General features: G+C 54.5%; 19 protein-coding genes and 1 pseudogene. 13 read left to right on the top strand and 7 right to left on the bottom strand.

What is annotated here, in order from left to right; translation table 11 throughout:
- Window positions 1-6 precede the first annotated feature (6 nt).
- Together ACZYUB_RS08235 and ACZYUB_RS08230 are read left to right on the top strand one after the other, a co-directional pair.
- Window positions 7-492: a chemotaxis protein CheW gene (locus tag ACZYUB_RS08235; RefSeq protein ID WP_463947022.1), complete on the top strand. Its 486-nt coding sequence runs from the start codon at window positions 7-9 to the stop codon at window positions 490-492.
- Entirely contained in the window at window positions 492-908 is a 417-nt protein-coding gene (locus tag ACZYUB_RS08230; protein ID WP_463947021.1) for a DUF2802 domain-containing protein, read from the top strand. The genes ACZYUB_RS08235 and ACZYUB_RS08230 overlap by 1 nt, the downstream gene beginning before the upstream one ends.
- A 176-nt stretch (window positions 909-1,084) precedes the next feature.
- On the opposite strand, the gene ACZYUB_RS08225 is transcribed toward ACZYUB_RS08230, so the two are convergent.
- Both ACZYUB_RS08225 and fliK read right to left on the bottom strand, forming a co-directional pair.
- Window positions 1,085-1,402 carry an EscU/YscU/HrcU family type III secretion system export apparatus switch protein gene (locus tag ACZYUB_RS08225; protein WP_460882098.1) on the bottom strand — a complete coding sequence of 106 codons (318 nt, stop codon included), beginning with the start codon at window positions 1,400-1,402 and terminating at the stop codon, window positions 1,085-1,087.
- 2 nt (window positions 1,403-1,404) lie between these two features.
- A complete protein-coding gene (gene fliK, locus ACZYUB_RS08220) occupies window positions 1,405-3,669 on the bottom strand; it encodes a flagellar hook-length control protein FliK (protein WP_463947020.1) in 2,265 nt (754 codons plus the stop codon).
- 344 nt (window positions 3,670-4,013) lie between these two features.
- Between fliK and ACZYUB_RS08215 the strand changes: the two genes are divergently transcribed.
- The 3 genes from ACZYUB_RS08215 to tyrA all read left to right on the top strand — a co-directional run bounded on the left by ACZYUB_RS08215 (window position 4,014) and on the right by tyrA (window position 7,244).
- Window positions 4,014-4,787, top strand: a complete 774-nt coding sequence (locus ACZYUB_RS08215) for an MlaA family lipoprotein (protein ID WP_463947019.1) — start codon at window positions 4,014-4,016, stop codon at window positions 4,785-4,787.
- A 192-nt stretch (window positions 4,788-4,979) separates the two neighbouring features.
- Complete coding sequence (locus ACZYUB_RS08210) at window positions 4,980-6,053, top strand: 3-deoxy-7-phosphoheptulonate synthase (protein ID WP_463947018.1); 1,074 nt, start codon at window positions 4,980-4,982, stop codon at window positions 6,051-6,053.
- A gap of 57 nt (window positions 6,054-6,110) precedes the next feature.
- The gene (gene tyrA, locus ACZYUB_RS08205; RefSeq protein ID WP_463947017.1) at window positions 6,111-7,244 is read left to right on the top strand and encodes a bifunctional chorismate mutase/prephenate dehydrogenase; all 1,134 of its coding nucleotides are present in this window, start codon (window positions 6,111-6,113) and stop codon (window positions 7,242-7,244) included.
- 95 nt (window positions 7,245-7,339) lie between these two features.
- Here tyrA and pheA read toward each other — a convergent pair whose 3' ends face one another.
- Together pheA and hpf are read right to left on the bottom strand one after the other, a co-directional pair.
- A complete protein-coding gene (pheA, locus tag ACZYUB_RS08200; RefSeq protein WP_463947015.1) occupies window positions 7,340-8,521 on the bottom strand; it encodes a prephenate dehydratase in 1,182 nt (393 codons plus the stop codon).
- Between the two features lie 399 nt (window positions 8,522-8,920).
- Entirely contained in the window at window positions 8,921-9,265 is a 345-nt protein-coding gene (gene hpf / locus ACZYUB_RS08195; protein ID WP_463947014.1) for a ribosome hibernation-promoting factor, HPF/YfiA family, read from the bottom strand.
- Between the two features lie 293 nt (window positions 9,266-9,558).
- On the opposite strand from hpf, the gene ACZYUB_RS08190 reads away from it, so the two are divergent.
- The 6 genes and pseudogenes from ACZYUB_RS08190 (at window position 9,559) to ACZYUB_RS08165 (ending at window position 17,358) form a co-directional block, all read left to right on the top strand.
- Entirely contained in the window at window positions 9,559-12,309 is a 2,751-nt protein-coding gene (locus ACZYUB_RS08190; protein ID WP_463947012.1) for a putative bifunctional diguanylate cyclase/phosphodiesterase, read from the top strand.
- A gap of 103 nt (window positions 12,310-12,412) precedes the next feature.
- A complete protein-coding gene (locus ACZYUB_RS08185; RefSeq protein WP_463947010.1) occupies window positions 12,413-14,341 on the top strand; it encodes a transglycosylase SLT domain-containing protein in 1,929 nt (642 codons plus the stop codon).
- A 128-nt stretch (window positions 14,342-14,469) separates the two neighbouring features.
- A complete protein-coding gene (locus tag ACZYUB_RS08180; RefSeq protein WP_463947009.1) occupies window positions 14,470-15,474 on the top strand; it encodes a LacI family DNA-binding transcriptional regulator in 1,005 nt (334 codons plus the stop codon).
- A gap of 241 nt (window positions 15,475-15,715) precedes the next feature.
- A pseudogene (locus ACZYUB_RS08175) lies at window positions 15,716-15,847 on the top strand (NAD(P)-binding domain-containing protein); the annotation flags it as partial.
- 39 nt (window positions 15,848-15,886) lie between these two features.
- Window positions 15,887-16,516, top strand: a complete 630-nt coding sequence (locus tag ACZYUB_RS08170) for an NAD-dependent epimerase/dehydratase family protein (RefSeq protein ID WP_463947191.1) — start codon at window positions 15,887-15,889, stop codon at window positions 16,514-16,516.
- 11 nt (window positions 16,517-16,527) lie between these two features.
- A complete protein-coding gene (locus tag ACZYUB_RS08165) occupies window positions 16,528-17,358 on the top strand; it encodes an endonuclease/exonuclease/phosphatase family protein (RefSeq protein WP_463947007.1) in 831 nt (276 codons plus the stop codon).
- A 78-nt stretch (window positions 17,359-17,436) separates the two neighbouring features.
- On the opposite strand, the gene grcA is transcribed toward ACZYUB_RS08165, so the two are convergent.
- Window positions 17,437-17,814, bottom strand: a complete 378-nt coding sequence (gene grcA / locus ACZYUB_RS08160) for an autonomous glycyl radical cofactor GrcA (protein ID WP_463947006.1) — start codon at window positions 17,812-17,814, stop codon at window positions 17,437-17,439.
- 376 nt (window positions 17,815-18,190) lie between these two features.
- Here grcA and ung point away from each other — a divergent pair, with 376 nt between their 5' ends.
- Both ung and ACZYUB_RS08150 read left to right on the top strand, forming a co-directional pair.
- Entirely contained in the window at window positions 18,191-18,853 is a 663-nt protein-coding gene (gene ung / locus ACZYUB_RS08155; protein ID WP_463947005.1) for a uracil-DNA glycosylase, read from the top strand.
- Between the two features lie 105 nt (window positions 18,854-18,958).
- Window positions 18,959-19,495, top strand: a complete 537-nt coding sequence (locus tag ACZYUB_RS08150) for a hemerythrin domain-containing protein (protein WP_463947004.1) — start codon at window positions 18,959-18,961, stop codon at window positions 19,493-19,495.
- 71 nt (window positions 19,496-19,566) lie between these two features.
- Here ACZYUB_RS08150 and ACZYUB_RS08145 read toward each other — a convergent pair whose 3' ends face one another.
- Together ACZYUB_RS08145 and tal are read right to left on the bottom strand one after the other, a co-directional pair.
- The gene (locus ACZYUB_RS08145; RefSeq protein ID WP_460883907.1) at window positions 19,567-19,752 is read right to left on the bottom strand and encodes a DUF3545 family protein; all 186 of its coding nucleotides are present in this window, start codon (window positions 19,750-19,752) and stop codon (window positions 19,567-19,569) included.
- A gap of 169 nt (window positions 19,753-19,921) precedes the next feature.
- Window positions 19,922-20,878, bottom strand: a complete 957-nt coding sequence (gene tal / locus ACZYUB_RS08140; protein WP_463947002.1) for a transaldolase — start codon at window positions 20,876-20,878, stop codon at window positions 19,922-19,924.
- Between the last annotated feature and the right edge of the window lie 193 nt (window positions 20,879-21,071).

Raw genomic sequence — 21,071 nt, 5'->3', positions numbered from 1 at the left:
CAAAAAATGAGTCAGAAGCGTAACGTGGCGCAGAATGTTGCGGAAGAAGTACTCCAGTGGGTTACATTCCAACTGGATCGTGAGACCTATGGCATTAATGTCATGCAGGTTCAGGAAGTCCTTCGTTATACCGAAATTGCTGCCGTGCCTGGAGCTCCAGATTATGTGCTGGGGATTATCAACCTCCGCGGTAATGTGGTGACCGTGATTGACACCCGCTCCCGGTTTGGACTGCAACCCGCCGAGGTCAGCGATAATTCACGGATTGTCATTATCGAAGCAGAAAAACAAGTGATCGGCATCCTGGTGGATAGTGTCGCCGAAGTTGTGTATCTGCGTGCCTCAGAAATTGACGTGGCGCCGAGTGTTGGCACAGAAGAGAGTGCCAAGTTTATTCAAGGGGTGAGTAATCGTGATGGCGAGTTGCTGATCCTGGTCGATCTGAACAAGCTACTGTCTGATGATGAATGGGATGAGTTGAACCTGCTTTGATGATGGATCTAAATCTCATCACGTTGATCCTGGCTGGATTGGCGTTGGGCGTAGCGATAGTGGCATTGATTCTGGCATGGATTGGTGTCGGTCGTAGCAAGCGCAAATTACAGGCGATGGAGTTGTTGTTGAAGGAGCTGCTCAAGGCTCGGGATAGTGCCCGCAAGCAGCTCAATGAACTTCACAGCAGTGCCTTGGGGACCGGCCAAAAATTGGGTGAGCTTGAGAAAGGCATTATCGCTGTTGCTGAGCGCCAGCAAGAGTTGGTGTTGCATGATCCGGACAGTCGCCTATACAGTCGAGCCGCACGGATGGTTGAATTGGGTGCGGGTTTGGATGAGGTCATGGCCGAATGCGAAATTCCCAAGGCCGAGGCAGAATTGCTTATTTCACTGCGTGGCGCCAAGGGCCGGTAGTGGTTGTATCCATATCTGCTCTGTATATGCTGATATTTTGAATACATTTGGCAGTCTAAAGAGGCTTCCAACGCACAAAGCCAGTCGGTTTATTTTGACTGGCTTTTGTTTTTCGGCGGAAAGCCGGACTATCGATACATACCGCCGCTCATGGGTCAGGCGAAGGTCTGTCGTTGTTATGCTTTTACATCCAATGCTTTTGAGCCATCGGCGCGTCGCCAATGTTCAGGATATTTGCCTTGCAGCAAGTAGGAATAAGCCAGAATTTCAGCAATGACGACATAGAGGGCGGGGGGGATGGACTCACCTTCACGCAAGGTTTCAAGTCGGGCCAATAGTGCGGGATCCTGATGAACGTACAGCCCTGCGGCTTCTGCCATCGCCAAGATCTGCTCGGCCATATTTCCCTCGCCTTGAGCGGCGATATGGGGCGCCTGGGTACCATCATATCTAAGAGCCACAGCCTTGAGTGGATCATCGGGTTGTCGGGTCATATTCAAATCCGGATTGAAACGCCTGCTGTGGGACTAGCGGATGATATCTCATCCTCCGTCTGGGGGGGAGTAATCTTGCCTTGACGACAAACAAAGCCCCCTGGTGTCAGGCCCAGTTCACGAAAACGCCCTTCCAGTAGAGGTAGGGTCTCCTTGATCTTATCGACTGCACTCAAACGCTCGGCCATGACCTGCAGTTGGATATCAGGAATGTCCAGGCAAGCACGGATCTGCAGCGGGCCCAGTTGTGGCACTTCGATGAAAAAGCTGAGTGTCCATTGATAAGGGCTTTGTTTGCCCGCACTCCTTTGCATGGATAAACCACCTTCGCGGTCACCGGGTTGCTGGGGCGGAAGGGGAACATAAGTAGGGATTTGCTGTTGAGCATCCTGTTGTAGTTGTTGGAAGCGCTCGGTTTGACCAAATAAGGATGCGGCCAGTTTGTGTGTCAGTTGCTGATGTTCTTCGTGGTTGAGTAACGGATGCAGCTGCTGCTGGGTAGAGGATGTTGGCTCTGTCGTGGCAGCCATCTGCTGCAAACGAATCGATAATAACGTCAAAGCCCATTGCTGGAGGGCTCTCCCCGCCGTGGAGTCGGAGGACAAGGGCTGGCGCAAGAAATCGAACCACTGCTCGACAGCATCCGGTTGTGTCAGTGGCTGGGCCAAGGCATCCACGAGATGTTTTAAGGCGGGCTTTAAGGGATCCGGAAGCTGTCGCCCTGCCAGGTGCAGATGGATTTCGTGGACAAAGGATCCCAGTGACATCCTGTTGGGAATGAGCAGGGGTTTGGCGGCTGGATCCAGGTTTGAAGCAGCTGCTTGTTCTACTGTGCCGGGGGATGCATGTAGTAGTGCCGCCATGCGTTGTAGAATGGGCTGTCGTTCGACTTTGGTGGTTGTTGCCTTCGGTGCAGTGGGTTGTCCTTTCGTGGCATCAGCGGTTGCCCGTGCTATTGGCGCTCCATTCTTATCCACGATGAGCGCGGCGTCGGTTTTGGATGATAGCTCAGTCGCTAGCTTACTTTCGCGCCCATTCGCTGCCGTTACTGCCGCATCTACCTTTTGTGTCGCGTCAACTGGGGTGGCGGCAGGAGCCGTGGTTTGCACTCGGTTTTTTATACCCGGATCCGGCGGGACCGGGGGCGTTGCCGTGGGTTTGGCCTCGCCGTTCGGTAGCGCAGTGCTACTGCTCACCCCCTTGGTCTGCCCCGCATCTCGATTCGGCACTGTCGTTTCTGCTTCGGCCGCCAGATCTTTTGTCGCTGTTCCTGGCAGCGGTAACTGCTGAGCTAATTTCTCGGCGCTAATTGCTTTTGCGGCCGCTATGTCTGTTCGTGACGGAGCGGTTTGCGGTTTTGAATCCAGATTGGTTTCAGAGCCCTCAGCAGCATGATCTGAGGTCGATAAGCTCTCTAACGTCTCGGCGCTCATTGCTTTTATGGCCGCTATTTCTGGCCTTAGATGAGCGCTTTGCAGTTTCGAGCCGGAACTGGCTTCGGTCTTTGCCTCTCCAGACGGTGCGCTCGGTCGTCCGCTGGGGAGTGCTGATTCGCTACCTTGGTTCATTGCGGATTGGCTTTGTTGGATGAACTGTAGCGTGGCGCGATTGAGGTGTTCCAGATTTTGCAGTGAGCGTTTATCGGGCTGAACCATGGTTAAGGATACTTGCTGCTGTTGCAATTGCGTGACCAAACTTTGCGGCATTTTCTCCGGAGCTAGCCGCAGTGCGATGGACTGCACCAACCATTGCATCAAGGCACGGCCGGATGCGGAAGACTCTTGTAACGCCGGAGGAAGTTGCTGCAGCAGGGTCGAAAGCAATTGCGGTGACTGAGTCAGCTGTCGCAGCAGGATCACCTCATTGCCGTGTCGGGCAAGGGGTTGCTTGAGCAGTGGATCGTTCGCAGGAAGCAGGGGCAAGAGGCGTTGTAGTAGTTGCTGCAATGGTTGCGGACCGCTGAGCGGTGTGGTTGCAGCGCCGGTGCCCGATGCCGCCCCGGTAACCTCTTGCGATGCTTGAGAAGCGGTCTGGCTTTCGAGTAACTGGGTCAACTGGCGCAATAGGGTTTGCTGTTTCTGTGCCATCAGATCCGGTAATTGCCCTTGCTGCTGGCTGAGTTGTTGCAAGTATTGACGTACTAGTTGGCTGGGAACTTTAGTCTGTGCCGGAACTGGATCCGAGACCGACTCGCTCGGTGTTGAACCGCCATCGGCATAGGATGCTGTCCTGGCGGGTTCGGTTTTGTTGAGCTTGAGGTCGGACACTATGACTTCCTTACACCCTGAATGGCAGCAGACGACCCATGCTAGGGGCGATGAGGGTCTATTCCCTTAATTTAGCCTGTTCTATCGGCGGGAAGCAAAGCCTGGAGCCACCATTTGCGGTGCATCGACGAAAGGACGCAACTGTCTCCCTGATGATCACGGTTTCTTGTGCTTTTTGTTTTTACGAGTGAAGATTCCCCCGAACTGCAAAGTTCGACCCTCACCGGGGGGCACCATGAACGCCGAAAGCCCTGCTCCACTCCACTGGGTTCGTGGGGTATAATTTATCCCAATCATGAGCTGATTTGCTCACCAAAAGAAGGATTTAAACCGCCATGATGTGCATGAGTCGTTATTTGTTGGCCGTTACCCTAGTGTGGCCTCTGGCCGGTATGGCGGCTGGCAACTCATCGAGTGCGGCTGGCCCGGGTGGTGCAATTGACCCTTATGAAACCTTGAACCGGGCGAGCTGGAAACTTAATTACGACTATCTGGATCGTTATGCCTTGCGCCCCGTGGTTCATGGTTACGTGGCCTGGGTGCCACAGCCGGTGCGCAATGGGGTGGGCAATTTCACCGAAAACGTCAACGAAGCCAACTATTTTGTGAATAACTTGCTGGTCGGGCGGGTTGCAGACTCGGGTGTCAGCGTGTTGCGCTTTGCTCTGAATTCGACCGTAGGCTTACTGGGTTTTGTCGATGTGGCTCAGGATATGGGCATTGAGCGTCGCGCCATGAGCATGAGTACCGTTCTGGGCAAGGCTACGATGGAGCAGGGCCCCTATTTTATGGTTCCGGTCTATGGCCCCACGACTATGCGTACGGCGATCGGTGATACGGTGGATGGCCTTTATTTTCCCTATGCCAGCATGGGCTGGGGGACACGGATCGGTTTATGGGCCGTCGATGGTTTGAGCAAGCGTGCGCGAGTCGTCGATCAGGAGGCGGTATTGGATAACGCGCTGGATCCTTACCTCTCAGCCAAGGATTTTTACCTGCAATATGAAGAAGCCAAGGTTCAGGATGGGCGGCCTGCGGCTAGTCATTCCGCCACAGAACAAACACAGGATGGTGCCGATGGCGATCTGGACCAGTATTTGGATGAGATCGACCAATAACTAGCATTCATGGATGGAAGGCCCCGCATGTCGGGGCCTTTTCATTTCTACGGCCGCGAAACAAGGCTTGCAAATCGGTGCTGGCTTGGTAAGGTGTGGCTCATTGCTAGTGCGAAAATCAATTTGTGTCAACAAAACAAGCTAAAGCTGATCGCGCTAATTGTGTAAATATAAGTTTACAAGGTTGCTGCTATGCATAGAGATAGTCTGAATAACGTCCATATCCAATCCGAAAGAGTCTTGATCACACCGGTTGAACTGAAAGAGCGCGTACCTGTCTCGGCCGAAGCGCTCTCATTTATTGCGGATGCACGTCAAACCATCGCCAATATCATTCAGCGCCGGGATCATCGGCTGTTGGTGATCTGTGGCCCGTGCTCGATTCATGATATGGATGCGGCCAAAGATTACGCGCTGCGCCTTAAGGAATTGCATGATCGTTATGCAGACAGTCTCTATATCGTCATGCGGGTTTATTTTGAAAAACCAAGAACCACCGTGGGCTGGAAGGGGTTTATCAATGATCCGAATCTGGATGGTACCTTCGATATCGAGTTAGGGTTGCAGAAGGCGCGTGAATTACTGGCCTGGCTGGCTGAGTTACGTCTGCCGTTGGCGACCGAGGCACTGGATCCTATCAGTCCGCAATATCTGGCCGATCTGTTCTCCTGGTCTGCCATCGGCGCCCGGACGACCGAATCCCAGACTCATCGCGAGATGGCATCAGGCTTGTCGATGCCGGTCGGTTTCAAGAACGGTACCGATGGCAATCTGGACACAGCAATCAATGCCCTGAAGTCTGCTGCGGCCTCTCATGCCTTTATGGGCATCAATCAGCAGGGGCAGGTTGCCTTGCTGCAGACCCAGGGCAATCCTGATGGTCATGTGATCCTGCGTGGTGGCAAACACCCGAATTATGATTCGGTCAACGTGGCTCTGGCCGAGCAAGCCATGGGTAAGGCGAAGCTCGCTCCCCGCCTGGTCGTAGACTGCAGCCATGGCAACTCCAGCAAGAATCATGAGTTGCAACCGCTGGTAGCAAGTAACGTCATCCATCAGATCCAGGACGGGAACAGCTCCATCCTCGGCATCATGCTGGAGTCCAATATCGGCGCCGGCAGCCAGTCCAGCGAACAACCCAAGAGTCAGATGGCCTATGGTGTTTCTATCACCGATGCCTGTATTGACTGGGATACTACGGCAACTCTGCTGGCCAAGTGCCATGACGAGTTAGCCGAACCGTTGAAGGCTCGACTCCCGGCCTGATTGGACCGCATAATGAGCTCCGGTCATGACCGGAGCTTTTTTTTGGATGATGAAGCGATGAATGAAGAATTAAACGTTCTGAGGGATCAGATTGATGCGGTGGATCAGCAGCTAGTCGCCTTGTTGGCACGGCGTCTGGCACTGGTTGCCGATGTGGGTGACGTCAAGAGTCGGCATGGGTTGCCTATCTATGCTCCGGATCGGGAAGCCGCCATGCTGGCCAAGCGTCGTGAAGAGGCAACGGCGAGCGGCGTTCCGGCCGATTTGATCGAAGATGTCTTGCGACGCGTCATGCGCGAATCCTATAGCAGTGAAAATGACTCCGGCTTCAAGTGTGTGAATCCGGCATTGCGCTCCATCGTGGTCATCGGCGGCGCCGGTCAGTTAGGCCGCCTGTTTGTGCACATGTTTCGTTTGTCCGGTTATCGTGTGGATGTGCTGGAGCGGGGAGACTGGGCTCAGGCTGACGAGATGCTGGCCGATGCAGGCATGGTGGTAGTGGCGGTGCCTATCGATACCACCTGCGAGGTGATCGATAAACTGGCGATGTTGCCGGCAGATTGTGTGCTGGTGGATTTGACCAGCGTTAAGAGTCAACCGTTGGCGCACATGCTGGCCGTGCATCAAGGTCCGGTTCTGGGCTTACACCCGATGTTTGGTCCGGATGTGTCAAGCCTGGCCAAACAGGTGGTGGTTTATTGCGCTGGACGAGGTGAGGCTGACTATCAGTGGTTGCTGGATCAGATGCGGATCTGGGGCGTGCGCCTGCACAGCGTCACCGCCGAAGAACATGATGAAGCCATGAGCCTGATCCAGGCGTTGCGGCACTTCACCAGCTTTGTGTATGGCGTGCATCTGAGTGAAGAACAGGCGGATCTGAAGCGGCTGCTGGCTTTGAGCTCTCCCATCTATCGTCTGGAATTGGCGATGGTCGGGCGCTTGTTCGCGCAGGATCCGGCGTTGTATGCCGATATCATTCTCTCGTCGCCCCGTAATGTGCAGATGATCCGTCGTTACCATCAGCGCATGGGAGAGGCGATTAACATGCTCGAAGCAGCGGATCGTGATGGTTTTATCCAGACCTTCCACCGGGCCGCGGAGTTTTTTGGCGATTATGCCGGGCAATTTTTGCGGGAAAGCAAGATGTTGCTGGCTCAGGCCCATGATAGTCGGCATCACGAATCGCTGTAGAACGCCGGCCGTTGGCCTGACCGCTCATCACAACAACAAGAAGGCGGCTCTCGGGCCGCCTTCTTGTTGTGGGTCATCATAGTGCTACTCGGCAACTACTCTCCTGCGGGGAGCAGATAATCGGGCAGGGTGGTAGGACGAACATCCTCACTGGGGTAGCAACCCAGGACCTTGAGCGCACGGGCAATGCTATTGAGCTCTTTCAGCGCAGCCTGCATCGCCGCTGAGTTCAGATTAGCGGCGACGTCGATATAAAACATCTCCTCCCAGGGATTACCCTGGATTGGCCGCGACTCCAGCTTGGTCATGTTGATATGGTGGTTGCGCAAGACCAACAAGGCTTCGACCAACGAACCGGCTTTCTGAGCAGTCGAGAGGATTAACGTGGTTTTGGCCGGGATCTGCGGGGCTACTTCAATCGCCTTGCGCGCGACCACGATAAAACGGGTGATGTTGTCTTGTTGATTGGCCAGATGGCTGGCGATAGGCTCCAGACCGAATAGTTCACCGCCAGCGGCACTGCCCAGTGCGGCGGCGTGTGGGCTGGCTTCTGCCTGGACCTTTGCCATGGCGGCCGACGACGAATCACAATATTCCAGGTGAACCTGACTCATCTGTGCATGCAGGTAATTGGAACACTGCTGGATCGGTTGAGGATGGGCATAGATGGTGGTGATCTGCTCCGGCGTGGTCGCAACTGCGGCGAGCAGACAATGTTCAATCGGTAAGGTCAGTTCCCCGACGATCGACAAGCTGGTGTGCTGCATCAGATCATAGACTTCATTGATACTGCCAGAGCTGGTGTTTTCGATCGGCAATACTCCATATTGCACCCGCCCGGACTCGACTTCGTCGATCACCTGCTGAAAGTTGCTGCAGCTGGTTTCCAGTACCTGGTCTGTATGCCGACTCAGATACTTACGGGCCGCCAGGCTGGAATAAGAGCCCCGAGGACCGAGGAAGGCAATACTGGTCAGAGTCCCTTGCTGCTCGGCATTGAGTTGCTCCTGAATATAAGTCTGCTGGCTCAGTACCGAGTCTTCGATGATCAGATGATAGATCTGGCTGATGTAATGGGGCGACAACCCCTGGGGGCGCCCTTCCTGGATCAGACGTTCCAGCAGCTCCTGTTCCCGGACCTGATCCCGGATCGGGCGGCGATCCGCTTGCTTGCTGCGAGCGACATCGATACTCAACTGCTTTCTACGGGCCAGAAGACGCAATAAATCGCCATCCAGGGCGGTAATTTCGTCACGGATGGTTTCCAGTGTGGCCATGTGTTACTCCCTTAAGCGTATGGATCCGGGCCTGGCAAAATATCCTGTTGGTCACGGTCGGATATTGTTGCTGTGAAGCTGTGCGTTGCATATTACCAGCTCCAGGTGGTTGACGGATGCAAAAAAAAACCTCCCGAAGGGGAGGCTTGGTACTGTTCGTGCGTCTGGATCCGGGTACGACAGTGCCTCCTGCTCAGGTCAGAGCGAAGCGAAAGAAGCGACCGAAACTAAATCGTACACACAACAGCATGATGTGGATTCCTGTAACCAGATGGGTATAGCAATACGTGAATTGCCGGTGGCTTGCAAGCCTGTTCTGGTGACTGGTGGTGGGGCAATAGAATCCGGGCGCCTGTTGAGCGCCCGGTTACTATGGGATGACATTAAAGTGGGATGACATTAAAGCGCGGGCGTCAACTCTCCTGCCCGGCACTGTTCTTTTCCGGAGCGAGCACTGCGGTGGGCTGTCGGCTTGCTGGAGTGACGAGTGAGCTGGCGTTCCAATTTTTGACCGAGCAGCGTCACCGCCGCATACAGATCCTCATGCTCGGCTTGAGCGAACAATTGACCATTGGGGATACCGATTTTGGCTTCGATGATGAATGCTAGGCCCTCTTTGGTAATGATGACTTGGGGGGTGATCAGAGGCACCTGCAGGCGCTCCAGTTTGGCAAAGCGTGACTCAATGCGTTCCCGAATGGCCGGGGTGACGTCGATGGCTTTGCTGGTAATGTCGATAATCATGGTGAACCCCCTTGGTTCTTGTTCTTATCTCGTAGCCAGATTACTCATTTCATGGACTACAAAAGTGTGATTTCCGTCACCTAAGTATGGTCTAATTACCAGGTCTGATGAGTTCTGTGATCCTGAGGCTGTAATGCATAAAAAAGGCTTGTTTCTGGCATAGTGCACAGGCAATATTTTGCCAACTTAAATACAGGCTCTCGCCGTCAGCCTCCAATTTTGCTTTCGTCAGCCCCTGTCAACCCTGCTTTTTTATTCAAAGGTTTTACGTGAGTCTGCATTCTGGATATGAGTTGACACAGTTCCTTGATTTGGTCGCTGACGATGTCCCTGAGTTTTCCCTGCCTTCTTATCTGGAAACGTTCTCGAGCTCTCCTGATGCCCCGGTTCAGCCATTTGTTGACTCACGGATGATGGGGGCGGATATATCGTTACCCTCCGGCCATGTGCGTGAATTGTGGTTTTTTTATCGCCAACTCTGCTTGCTGGCACAAAAAATGGTGGAGGCGAATCACGTCAGCCTCTGGTTATCGTCCCCTGAACATACAGATCTGGTCTGTACCCATGTACTGGGTGGCTCAGGGCAGATGGGGCGGGTGTTGATACCCACCGACCAAACCGAGCTTCACCAGCTACTGGTTGATGGTTTGGCGGCCATTTCCGCCTCTGGGCAACCGCGACTATGGCAACGCCTGAGTGCTAGTGAACAACAGGGCTCCTTACTGGTAGCCAGAATTGGCGGTTCGGGAGCCTGGCAAGGGATCCTGTGCTGTCATCGCCAGGAAGGTGGTGAGTCGCAGTTACTGCGTTTTGCGCCTGTGTTGCGCCAGTTGGCGCAGCTGGCCGCTCGGAGCCTGGAATCGCTGGCGCAAAATCATGACGAGCAGTTGTTGTTATTGCGCCAGCAGCAACTGGATCGCATCAGCTATGCCTTATCCTCGAAAACCGGTCGTGCGTTCTTTGACGAGTTGGTGCGCCAGCTTCAGGGGGTATTACATGCTAGTAGTGCCTGGCTGGCTGAGCTGGAGTCGCCCCCGCTGACCCAGTGGGTCCGCGTCGTGGTCAGCGCCGGAGTACCGGCGGTGGAAAATTTTGTCCGTTATCCCTTGGCAGAGACCAGCTGTGCCCAGCTTTATCTACATCCGGAGCTGCATCATTTCTCGACCCTCCAGAGCCAGTTACCGATTGCCTTGCCCATGGTGGATGGTTATTGGGCTTTGCCTTTGCGGGATAATAAGCATCAGGTGATTGGTCACCTGGCGTTAACCTTCAGCAAAGAGCGTTTTCCCGACATCCTGACCTTGGCAGCCTTGCAGCAATTGATTGCTCACCGGGCTTCTGCCGAGCTGGAACGCCTGCGCTCCGAGGCCGAGTTACGACTCTCTGCCGTGGCCTTCGAGACCAATGAGGGGATCATCATTACCGATCCGGACTTCATGGTGTTGCGCGTCAACCATGCCTTCTGCCATATCACGGGCCATAGCATGCATTACGTGCTGGGCAAGCGGTTGGGCCTCGAGCTTTGGCCTTGGGAGGTTGCCGGTCCATTCCAGTTTGATAGTGATGGCCGCTGGCAGGGCGAGGTGAATCGTCAGCATGCGACCGGTCGCCATTATCCGCAGTGGGAAACCTGGTCGCCGGTGCGTGATGAGTGGGGCACTATCAGCCACTATGTGATCTGTTTTGAGGATATGTCGGAACGCAAAGCAGCTGCCCAGCAGATCCAGAATCTGGCGTATTACGATGATCTGACCGGCTTGCCCAACCGTCGTTATTTGATGGAGCAGGTGGAGCGCAGCTTCCTGAGTGCCCGGCAAAAGGATATGGTCGGCGCTCTGCTGTTTATCGATCTGGACCACTTCAAGACCATCAATGACTCTCTCGGTCATGCCACGGGTGATTGGTTGTTACAGCAGGCTTCCACGCGTCTGAATCAGTTGCTGCGACAACACGATCTTCTGGTCCGGCTGGGAGGCGATGAGTTCGTGTTGCTGCTGCCGGTTTTGTCCGCCAATCCGGCACAAGCCGAGATCCAGGCGACCATGGTGGCTGAACAGGTGATCGAGCAGATTTCTCTACCCTACGATTTTCGGGGGCAGAGTCTGCACATTGGCGCCAGTGTCGGCATCAGTCTCTTCCCGACCCGTGAACAGACGCCCGCAGATCTGTTGAAGCAGGCGGATACCGCCATGTATCAGGCCAAATCAGCCGGGCGCCGGATGACGCGGCTGTTTGATTCGGAGATGCAACGCCAGGCCGATCGGCGGCTATTGATCCATAACCAGCTACGATATGCGCTGAAAAACAATGAATTACTGCTGCACTTCCAACCTCAGCACATGGTGGGAACGGGAGAGCTGATTGGTGCCGAGACTCTGGTTCGCTGGCAACCAGCGGGGCGCTCCATGGTGTCGCCCGCCGAATTTATACCGATCGCCGAAGAAACGGATCTGATCATCGATATCGGTCAATGGGTATTGCTCGAAGCCTGCCATCAGTTTGTGCGTTGGCATGAGGATGGACTGCATCTGCCGCAACTATCGGTCAATGTCAGCGCCAAACAATTCCACCATGCCCACTTTGTCGAGCAGGTGCATGAGGTGCTGGCGGAAACCGGGATGGAGCCTTCGGCGCTGAATCTGGAGATCACCGAGTCGGTGGTATTGGGCAATACGGAAGACACGATCAGCAAAATGAGCGAGCTCAAGCAGCTCGGGATCTCGTTTTCCATTGATGATTTCGGCACCGGTTACTCTTCGTTGGGCTACCTCAAACGTCTGCCGGTCGACGAGTTGAAGATTGATCGCTCCTTCATTCAGGATATCCCTCACGACACCAGCAATATGGCGATCGTCGAGGCGGTGATGGCAATGGCATCCCATTTGAACTTCAATGTGACGGCCGAAGGTGTTGAAACCCGTCAACAACTGGAGTTTTTGAAGAAGCAGGGTTGTACTTTCTTTCAAGGCTTTTTAGCCAGTAAACCCCTGCCGGCTGATGTACTCGCCCGATACATACAACGCTACAAGCCTAACAGCCCATGAACGCCGTCAGCCGGCTCATCGGGTTGTCGAGAGGCTACATCCGCTGACGCCTCTGGTATACTTATACCAACGTTTATGTGCCGTATTTCAGGAAACCACTCTTTTGACCCTTCGTTTTCTCCCTGCACTGATTCTGCTGAGTGTCATCCTCCCCGCTCTGTGTGTGCCGTCGGTGTATGGTTTAACGCTGGAGCAGACGCGCTACAAACAGGCGATTGATGCCGTCCGAGCCCAGCGTCCTGCCGAAGCCCGGGCTTTGCGGGCCCAACTCGGTGACTATCCACTGGCGCTGTATATCGATTACTACGATCTCTTGCTGCAACCCGATTCTTCGCGTCTCGACGAGGTGATGCGCTTCGTGCGACAAGATAATCAAGGATTGCTGGCTGGCCGATTAAAAGCACGGTATCTGCGGTTGCTGGCGGATGAACAAAAATGGACCGCCTACCTGCAATTAGCCAATGGTGAGCCTAGAAGTCTGGGCCTACGGTGCCAGTATTACCTGGCTCGCTGGGCGACGGGGGAGCCGGAGGTTGCCTATCGGTTTGCCGATGATATCTGGATGCACAGCGAATCCAGGCCAGGTGAGTGTTCCGCCCTGTTTAACCAGTGGAAATTGGCCGGTCACATGACGGCGGAAAAAGTCTGGCAACGGATGATGCTGGTGTTTCCGGGGCGCAGCAGTGGCTCTATGCTCGAATATCTGAGCGGTGAGCTCGAGGGCTCGGCGCGGCAGGCGGATGGTCAGCGTTTGCTGGCACTTTATAATCAGCCACAACAATTATTGACGCTGCTCCCAGCGCGACAAGGTGGGGATGCCGCGGCCATGGCAACGTTGACATTACAACGCTTGGCGCGGCAAGAGCCTCGCGATGCGCGCACGTTGTTTGCCCGAGCCAAGTCGGCTTATGGACTAAACACCGAGCAGACGCTGGCGGTCGAAGGCAGCATTGCTCGCCAGTTTTTGCTGGATAAGAGTGGCCCGGAGCGAAACTGGGTCGATCGGGTCTTGCGACGTCAACATGATCCGGCCCTGATCGAGCTGCGTTTGCGGCAAGCGGTATGGGAAGCCGATTGGCGCGGGGTCAAGACCTGGGTGCAACGTATTCCCGGGGCTGCGCGTAGCGATGTGCGCTGGACCTACTGGCTGGCGCGGGCCGAAGAAGCGCTTGGGAAGAAACAGCATGCTCAGGCGCTTTATCGGCAAGCCAGTTTCGAACGCAGTTACTATGGTTTTCTGGCCGCCGATCGGGTCGGAGCCAAGATGCCATTTAACGCCGCACCTCTGACTCCGGCACTGAGCTTATCCCAAGCGGCGCAGCGCTGGAGTGCTGTAGCCCGAGTGCGAGAGTTATTGGCTCTGAACGAGCATGACCAGGCGCGTTCCGAGTGGGTTTTTCTGATGGATTCCGTGTCGCAGACCGAGAAGCTGCAGCTGGGAAGCATGGCGCTGGATGCTGAATGGTATGATTTGGCGGTACTCTCCAGCATTCGGGCCAAGGCCTGGGATTCGCTGGATCTGCGCTTTCCGATGCCGATGAGCCAGGTGTTTTCCCGCTTTGCCAAGTTGCAGGGCGTCGATATGAGCCTTCTTTACGCTCTGGCGCGCCAGGAGAGTGCTTTGTATCACCGGGCTCAATCACCGGTTGGCGCCAGTGGTCTGATGCAATTGATGCCAGCAACCGCAGCCCATATGGCCAAGAAGCTTGGCTTTGCGTTTGGTGGCAAGCAGCAACTGATCGACCCGGAGGTGAATATTCGTCTGGGCAGTGCTTATATCAAGGAGCTACTGGATAATTACGGTGGTAACCGGGTGCTGGCTGCTGCGGCGTACAATGCCGGTCCCGGCCGGGTGCGACAGTGGCGTCGACTCAGTGCAGGGAAGAGCATGGACGTTTGGGTCGAGAACATTCCATACAAAGAAACCCGGAATTATGTGCAGAACGTTCTGGTGTTTAATGCCATCTATCAGCAGAAGCTGCAGCATGGGGCGCGTTTTTTAACTGACAAAGAGCGCACAATGAAATACTAAAAACACTATTTTCTGGGAAATAGTGTGCAAAAATGTTAAACATATCAATGTGCTGCGCTGAGATTTCTGCAGCTGACAGCGGCTAGACAGCGCACCGAGTTCATCGTTTTCATCTGAGGGGATTGGGCATGGCCACGATCAAAGACGTTTCACGGTTGGCAAATGTGTCGATATCGACCGTATCTCGGGTCATTAATAACACTGCCCAGGTGGCACCTGAAAAGCGTGAAGCCGTGTTGAGTGCAATGAAGGAGCTGAATTTCCGTCCGAACAGCTTCGCTCAGGCTCTGGTGAGCAAACGCTCCAACTGTATCGGGGTCCTGGTTGGCGATCTCTGTGGCGGCCCTTTCTTTGCGCAGATGATGCTGGGTATTGAGCGCATCATTGATAAAGCTAATAAATTTACCATCGTTATGTCCGGTAACCACGATGAATATCGTGAACGACATGCTATTGAGGCGCTGCTGCAGCGGCAGTGCGATGCCCTGATTCTGCATTCCAAGGCATTGTCCGATGAGGAGTTGCTGGAATTGGCGCATGGGCCAACCCCCGTGGTCTTTGTTAATCGCCAGGTTCCAGGTGCAGAAGATCGCTGTGTGTGGCTGGATAACCGCGAAGGAACCCTGTGTGCGGTGCGGCATCTGACCAGTCAGGGCCATAAGGAAATCGCCTTTATCACCACCGACGATATGGACTTTACCGATGCCAACCTGCGCTTTGAAGGTTACAAGCAGGGCCTGGAAGAGGCGGGCATCGAGTTTAATGAACAGCTCGTGGTATCGGCTTTCCCGGATGAGGTGGGTGGACATGTCGCCGCCGAGGAGCTGTTGTTGCGCAAGGTGCCGTTTACCGCGTTTGTCGGTTTCAACGATGCGATGGCAGCGGGCGGCATCTCTTGCCTGATGGAACATGATATTGCCGTGCCGCAGAGTGTTTCTGTGGTGGGTTTTGATGATATTCCATATATCCGCTTTATTCGGCCGAAGCTGACCACGGTAAAGTATCCGATTGAAGCAATTGGTGAACAGGCAGCTGAACTGGCGGTACGCATGCTGGATAATAAACCGGTCGAGGGTATTCGTTTGAAGTTCGTGCCTGAGATGGTGATTCGCGATTCTGTCTTGCCACGCTAAATCATCCGTAGAAGGGGAGGAAACTCCCCTTTTCTCTATTGTCATTGAAACCGTTTGCAGAAATCCCTTTCAAAGGTGATCTGGTTCAATTTTTTGTGCCGTCAAAGCCGGTAGTATCTATTCCAGTCTGGTTTCACTTCACTAATTCCCGCTGTGGGAAATAGCTGGTTTAAGATCCAGATATTTCCTTCGTTACTTTTAGCGGCCATCATAGATGGCCGTTTTTTTTTGAGTCGTCGCGATGGACAGGATCTGCATTATTGGTTTGGGATGGTTGGGATTACCGTTGGCGCAGGCGCTGCAAGCACGAGGGTTTTCGGTGGCCGGCAGTTGTACAACGCCAGAAAAAAGCCAGCAGCTAAGTGTCGCTGGTATCCGTGCGACCTGCTGGAACGGAGACTCCAGGGAGCCTGTGCCCGAGACTCTTTGTGCCGAGACTATGATACTGACATTGCCGCCCAGTCGTTGTCAGGATTATCTAGGGCTGCTGCAACGGCTGCTGAGCCAGTTTGCCGAGGCGGGATGTCAGCAGTTGATCCTGATCAGTTCAACCTCGGTATACGGTGCGGCGGCTACAGGACATGAGGAGGCGGAACCCTGCCCCGATTCCGCTCGGGGCGAGCGTATGTTGCACGCCGAACAGTTGGTTCGTACCTCGCGCATCCCGCAGTGGGCGATACTGCGTCCGGCTGGGCTGTTCGGTCCGGGACGTCATCCCGGGCGCTTTCTGAGCGGAAAGGCCATGGATGACGGTCGTGCGCCAGTGAATCTGGTGCATCTGGTCGATGTAGTCGGCATCCTGCTCCTTATCCTGCAGCAACAGCGTTGGGGGGAGGTGTTTAATGCTTGTGCCCCTGCGCACCCGTCACGACGGGAGTTTTATAGCCAAGCTTGCGATCGGCTTGCCATCCCGCGACCTCTTTTTGGTCATGAAGCGGCATCGGGCAAGCAAATTGATGGGAGCAAGGTCGAGCGAATGTTAGGCTACAGCTATCAGATCCCGGATCCACTTGCCTGGTTGTCATCGCAACCGGATGTTTGAAGAGAAAGTCCATGTCTTGTGTTCGTTATGGTTTAACGCTCGTGGGGGCCCTGTTGCTGACCGCTTGCTTGGAGATCCCGGGTGACGAGGTAATTTATAGCAACGCGGGTGAGCAACTCATTGATCGCTGTGGTCATGTTCCTGCCCGCCAGGGGTTTCCTGGTGGCTTGCCGGCCTCTTTTAACGTCTTGGTGTGGAACATCTATAAGTTGCAGGCGAAGGAGTGGGCTCCGGAGCTGACCAAGTGGGGGGCGGGCAAGCACTTGCTGTTGCTGCAGGAGGCGACCGATGCACCGGAGCTGGCGAGCTGGTTTGCCTCTGGCCACTGGCATTGGCAGCAAGTCGCCGCGTTCCGGTTTGAGCAACGAACCGCCGGGGTATTGAATGCGGCACAAGATCCTGCTGTTTACAGTTGCTCCTGGCGACTGCCGGAGCCATCGAGCCGGCTCCCGAAATCCGCACTCATGTCACTCTATCCGTTACAGGGTAGCCGTTACCCCCTGATGGTGGTCAACGTGCACGCTATCAACTTCGAACTGGGGATGGCGGCTTACAAGAAGCAACTGGAGCAAATCGGCAAATTGACCCGCAAGTATCAGGGGCCTGTGTTGATCGCCGGAGATTTCAATACTTGGAATAGTAAACGTCTGACGCTGTTGCAGCAGATCATGGTGCGTAACCAATTGCAGCCTGTGAGGTTCGGGCAGGATGAGCGTATGCGGGTTGGCTCTCTACCGCTGGATCATGCATTCACCCGGGGTCTGACGGTGGCCGCGGCAACCAGTCAGCGCAGCACCGGCTCCGATCACAACCCGATCAGCCTGGAATTGCACTATCCCTGAGTGGGTTCGCTTGCAGCTGAAAACAAAAACGCCTCCCCATTGGGAGGCGTTTGCATCTATCTACCGAATCGCGGCTGATTACAGGCTTTCGGTGAAAGTCCGGGTGATGACATCCCGTTGTTGTTCCGGTGTCAGTGCGTTAAAGCGCACGGCATAACCGGAAACACGGATGGTCAATTGCGGATACTTTTCCGGATTGGCAACTGCGTCTTCCAGAGTTTCACGACGCAATACGTTGACGTTCAGGTGCTGACCACCTTCCACCACCGGCTCCAGCTTGACTGGAATTTCGCGGTACTCGATTTGTCCCAGCGTGGCGATGGCCACGGTCTGATCTTCGGTGAAATCCCCCTTGGCACACAGGCAACGGGCCTCTTGCTTGCTGTCGTCCAGCAACCAGAATGAATTCAGCAGAGCATCGTTCGCTGCTTTGGTGATTTGGATACCCTTAACCATGTTTGTTTCCTCTCTATGATTCGGATCTGTCCACCACTGTCTGCAGACTGACCCTGGTTTTGGAGTGCCTCCCGAGGGGAGGAACTACTCGATTACTTAATGATGTATTATGACTACTACATTAGTAAATTTACGACTTATGTTCAAGTGATCTAACCCTGCTTTATCTAGGTCTATTGCCGATTTTTATTGATATAAATCAATAAAACATGATCTTGTGGCGTCACTTGTTGTTGGGCAATAAAATAAACGTTGCTGGATTGTTTTCGTAATGTTGTAAGTTTACTACAAATTAAGGCTTTCTATCTCTCGCCTTGCTCTAAGTCATGGGCTAAATTAAGCTCTGTGCTTTGATTTCACTGGTGATTTTAATCTTATGGCATGCTGGTCCGACGTAATAGGTGCAGAAAAAGAGCAAGCGTACTTCAAGCAGACCCTGGCCTTCGTCCGGCAGGAGCGTGAATCCGGTAAGCTGATCTACCCGCCAGCCAGTGATGTATTCAACGCCTTCAAATATATCGAGTTCGATACGGTGCGCGTGGTGATACTCGGCCAGGATCCCTACCATGGTCCTAACCAGGCCCATGGCCTCTGCTTTTCCGTATTACCCGGTGTTGCGACACCGCCTTCCCTGGTCAATATCTACAAAGAGCTGGCTCGGGATATTCCGGGGTTTCGCATTCCATCCCATGGTCATCTGGTCAGTTGGGCGCAACAGGGCATATTGCTGCTCAATACCGTATTGACGGTCGAAGCCGGTAAGGCGCATTCCCATGCCAAACTGGGTTGGGAGCAGTTTACCGATCGGGTGATTGCGGCCCTGAACGCCGAGCGCAGCGGGATTGTGTTTTTGCTGTGGGGTGCTCATGCGCAGAAGAAAGGTCAGTTCATCGATCGCCAGCGTCACCATGTGCTGACGGCTCCACATCCCAGTCCGTTATCGGCACACCGGGGCTTTCTGGGCTGTGGTCATTTTTCTGCCACTAATCAACTGCTTCAGGCGCAGGGTTTCAAGCCGATCGACTGGCAGTTGCCATGAAAGTCGTGATGTAGCGCGGCAAAGTGCCGGTTTCTTGCTCGATGGGCGCCACAGAGTCGTTATACTGACAATTCGGGCCAGCTCTGCCAGAAAGGAATGCGCACTATGTTGAGTGAACTGCATCGCGAACATATCAATATTGCCAAATTGCTGGACTTGCTGCGCCAGCAGTTGTTTGCCATCCGCAGCGAGAAGGAAGTGCGCTACCGCCTGCTTCGGGACATCCTCAGCTATCTGAGCGAGGTCTCTGATCAATGTCATCACCCGCAGGAAGACCTGATCTACGATTACTACCTCAAGTATCGTTGTCAGGATGACCAAATCACCGACCGGTTGAAGAACGAGCATGAGCTGGTGGTTGTGGCGGGTAAAGAGTTGACCGAGCTGGTGGAGATGATCCTGATGGATGCCGTGATCCCGCTGGATCAACTGACCGCGAAGCTGGAATCTTTCATCGTGCTGCAACAGCGGCATATGGATTTTGAAGAGGGTGAGGTCTTTCCGGAGTTGCGTGCCAAGCTGACCGAGGATGATTGGCGGCATCTGGAGCAGAACTGGCGCTACAAGACCGCCGATGATCCACTATTCGGGCGCGAGGTGGCCGAGCGGTACCGGGATATCTCCAGTAGCCTGGGGCTGTGAATCACCTCTGGATATGAAAACGGGCTGCCTGCAGGTAGCCCGTTTTTTTGCGGTAACACGTCAGTATGTGATTAGAAATTCAGTTCGCTGGCGCCTTCGTAGGCCAGATCAATGGACTCTAACTCCTTCTGCAAACGGTATTTTTCCTTCAGCGCTTCAATCTCCCGCCACTTGCGTTTTTTGGCGGCGTTGCGTGCGCTACGTGTTTCGCTGTCAACAACGACCAGATCATCGACTTCCAGATTGAACCTTTCCATGGTCTCTCCTTTACCGCAGTAGTCATCGTATTTGGATATATCACACTCGAACTGAAAATAAAATCATTCTATGACGACTTGATGACAATCTGCTAACGCCATCAAATGCAATAAAAAGGCCTCTAACGAGGCCTTGATGGGTGATGAGATGAGGTACCTGATTGGCTCTTTAGTCCAGGTATTGTTGCAGCAGGGATTCCAACTTCTCCTGATCGATGGCGAAGTTGCGGATGCCCTCGGCCAGCTTCTCGGTGGCCATGGCATCCTGGTTCTGCTGCCAGCGAAACTCGGCTTCACTCAAGGGCTGCGGGCGTGGTTGTCTGGTCTCCCGGGGCTGCAGACGGCGCGGCAACTCACCCTCGCGACGGGACAACTCCTCGAGCAGGGCCGGGCTGATGGTCAGTCGATCACAACCGGCCAGGGCGAGAATTTCACCGACGTTGCGGAAGCTGGCGCCCATCACCACGGTCGGGTAGTCATGGCGCTTGTAATAATCGTAAATGGTGCTGACGGATAACACGCCCGGATCGGTATCGGCGGTGTAGTCGGCCTGCGGGTTATGCGCCTTGTACCAGTCCAGAATGCGGCCGACGAACGGGGAGATGAGGTAGACACCGGCTTCGGCACAGGCGCGCGCCTGGGCGAAGCTGAATAGCAGGGTCAGATTACACTGGATGCCTTCGCGCTCCAGCACCTCCGCCGCCCGGATCCCCTCCCAGGTTGCCGCCAGCTTGATCAGGATGCGGTCGTTTGAAATACCGGCTTCGTTATACAGGCGGATCAGCTTGCGGGCCTTGTCGATGCTGCCCTGAGTATCAAAGGAGAGACGGGCATCCACTTCGGTAGAGATGCGTCCCGGTACCAGGTTGAGGATTTCACAGCCCAGACTGACGGCCAACTTGTCCGCCGCCTCCTTGAGTTGTTGCTGCGGATCCGGGGTTTGAGTCCGCGCCCAGCTCACTGCGGCCGTCAGCAAGGCCGCATATTGCGGCATTTCGGCGGCTTTGAGTAACAAGGAGGGATTGGTGGTGGCATCTTGCGGCTGATAGCGACGAATGGCCTCAATATCGCCGGTATCTGCAACAATCGTGGTCAGACGCTTGAGTTGTTCTAATTGGTTTTCCATGGCGGAGGCTCTCGGTAAGGCTACAGACAAACGTGCACTGCACATCCGCTCGCGCTTTGTGATGGGCGGCGGATTTCCTGAACCAGTAAACGAGGGATAGGCTCTCAGTGCAAGTCCAGATCGCCAAAGCTTGCAGGAAAGCGATTTTATTGCCGCTGGTCGAGCCAGTGCGTCGTTGCGCGATCGTTTGCGC

This window comes from Pseudaeromonas sp. HNCC25DJ182 (assembly GCF_055413365.1).
The sequence above is the reverse complement of the archived record's forward strand: the minus strand, read 5'-3'. Positions and strand labels throughout refer to the sequence as shown.

Coding starts and splice junctions, on each gene's coding strand:
- ACZYUB_RS08235 (WP_463947022.1), top strand. CDS start 7: ATGAGTCAGAAGCGTAACGTGGCGCAGAATGTTGCGGAAGAAGTACTC.
- ACZYUB_RS08230 (WP_463947021.1), top strand. CDS start 492: ATGATGGATCTAAATCTCATCACGTTGATCCTGGCTGGATTGGCGTTG.
- ACZYUB_RS08225 (WP_460882098.1), bottom strand. CDS start 1,402: ATGACCCGACAACCCGATGATCCACTCAAGGCTGTGGCTCTTAGATAT.
- ACZYUB_RS08215 (WP_463947019.1), top strand. CDS start 4,014: ATGAGTCGTTATTTGTTGGCCGTTACCCTAGTGTGGCCTCTGGCCGGT.
- ACZYUB_RS08210 (WP_463947018.1), top strand. CDS start 4,980: ATGCATAGAGATAGTCTGAATAACGTCCATATCCAATCCGAAAGAGTC.
- tyrA (WP_463947017.1), top strand. CDS start 6,111: ATGAATGAAGAATTAAACGTTCTGAGGGATCAGATTGATGCGGTGGAT.
- pheA (WP_463947015.1), bottom strand. CDS start 8,521: ATGGCCACACTGGAAACCATCCGTGACGAAATTACCGCCCTGGATGGC.
- hpf (WP_463947014.1), bottom strand. CDS start 9,265: ATGATTATCGACATTACCAGCAAAGCCATCGACGTCACCCCGGCCATT.
- ACZYUB_RS08180 (WP_463947009.1), top strand. CDS start 14,470: ATGGCCACGATCAAAGACGTTTCACGGTTGGCAAATGTGTCGATATCG.
- ACZYUB_RS08165 (WP_463947007.1), top strand. CDS start 16,528: ATGTCTTGTGTTCGTTATGGTTTAACGCTCGTGGGGGCCCTGTTGCTG.
- grcA (WP_463947006.1), bottom strand. CDS start 17,814: ATGGTTAAGGGTATCCAAATCACCAAAGCAGCGAACGATGCTCTGCTG.
- ung (WP_463947005.1), top strand. CDS start 18,191: ATGGCATGCTGGTCCGACGTAATAGGTGCAGAAAAAGAGCAAGCGTAC.
- ACZYUB_RS08150 (WP_463947004.1), top strand. CDS start 18,959: ATGTTGAGTGAACTGCATCGCGAACATATCAATATTGCCAAATTGCTG.
- ACZYUB_RS08145 (WP_460883907.1), bottom strand. CDS start 19,752: ATGGAAAGGTTCAATCTGGAAGTCGATGATCTGGTCGTTGTTGACAGC.
- tal (WP_463947002.1), bottom strand. CDS start 20,878: ATGGAAAACCAATTAGAACAACTCAAGCGTCTGACCACGATTGTTGCA.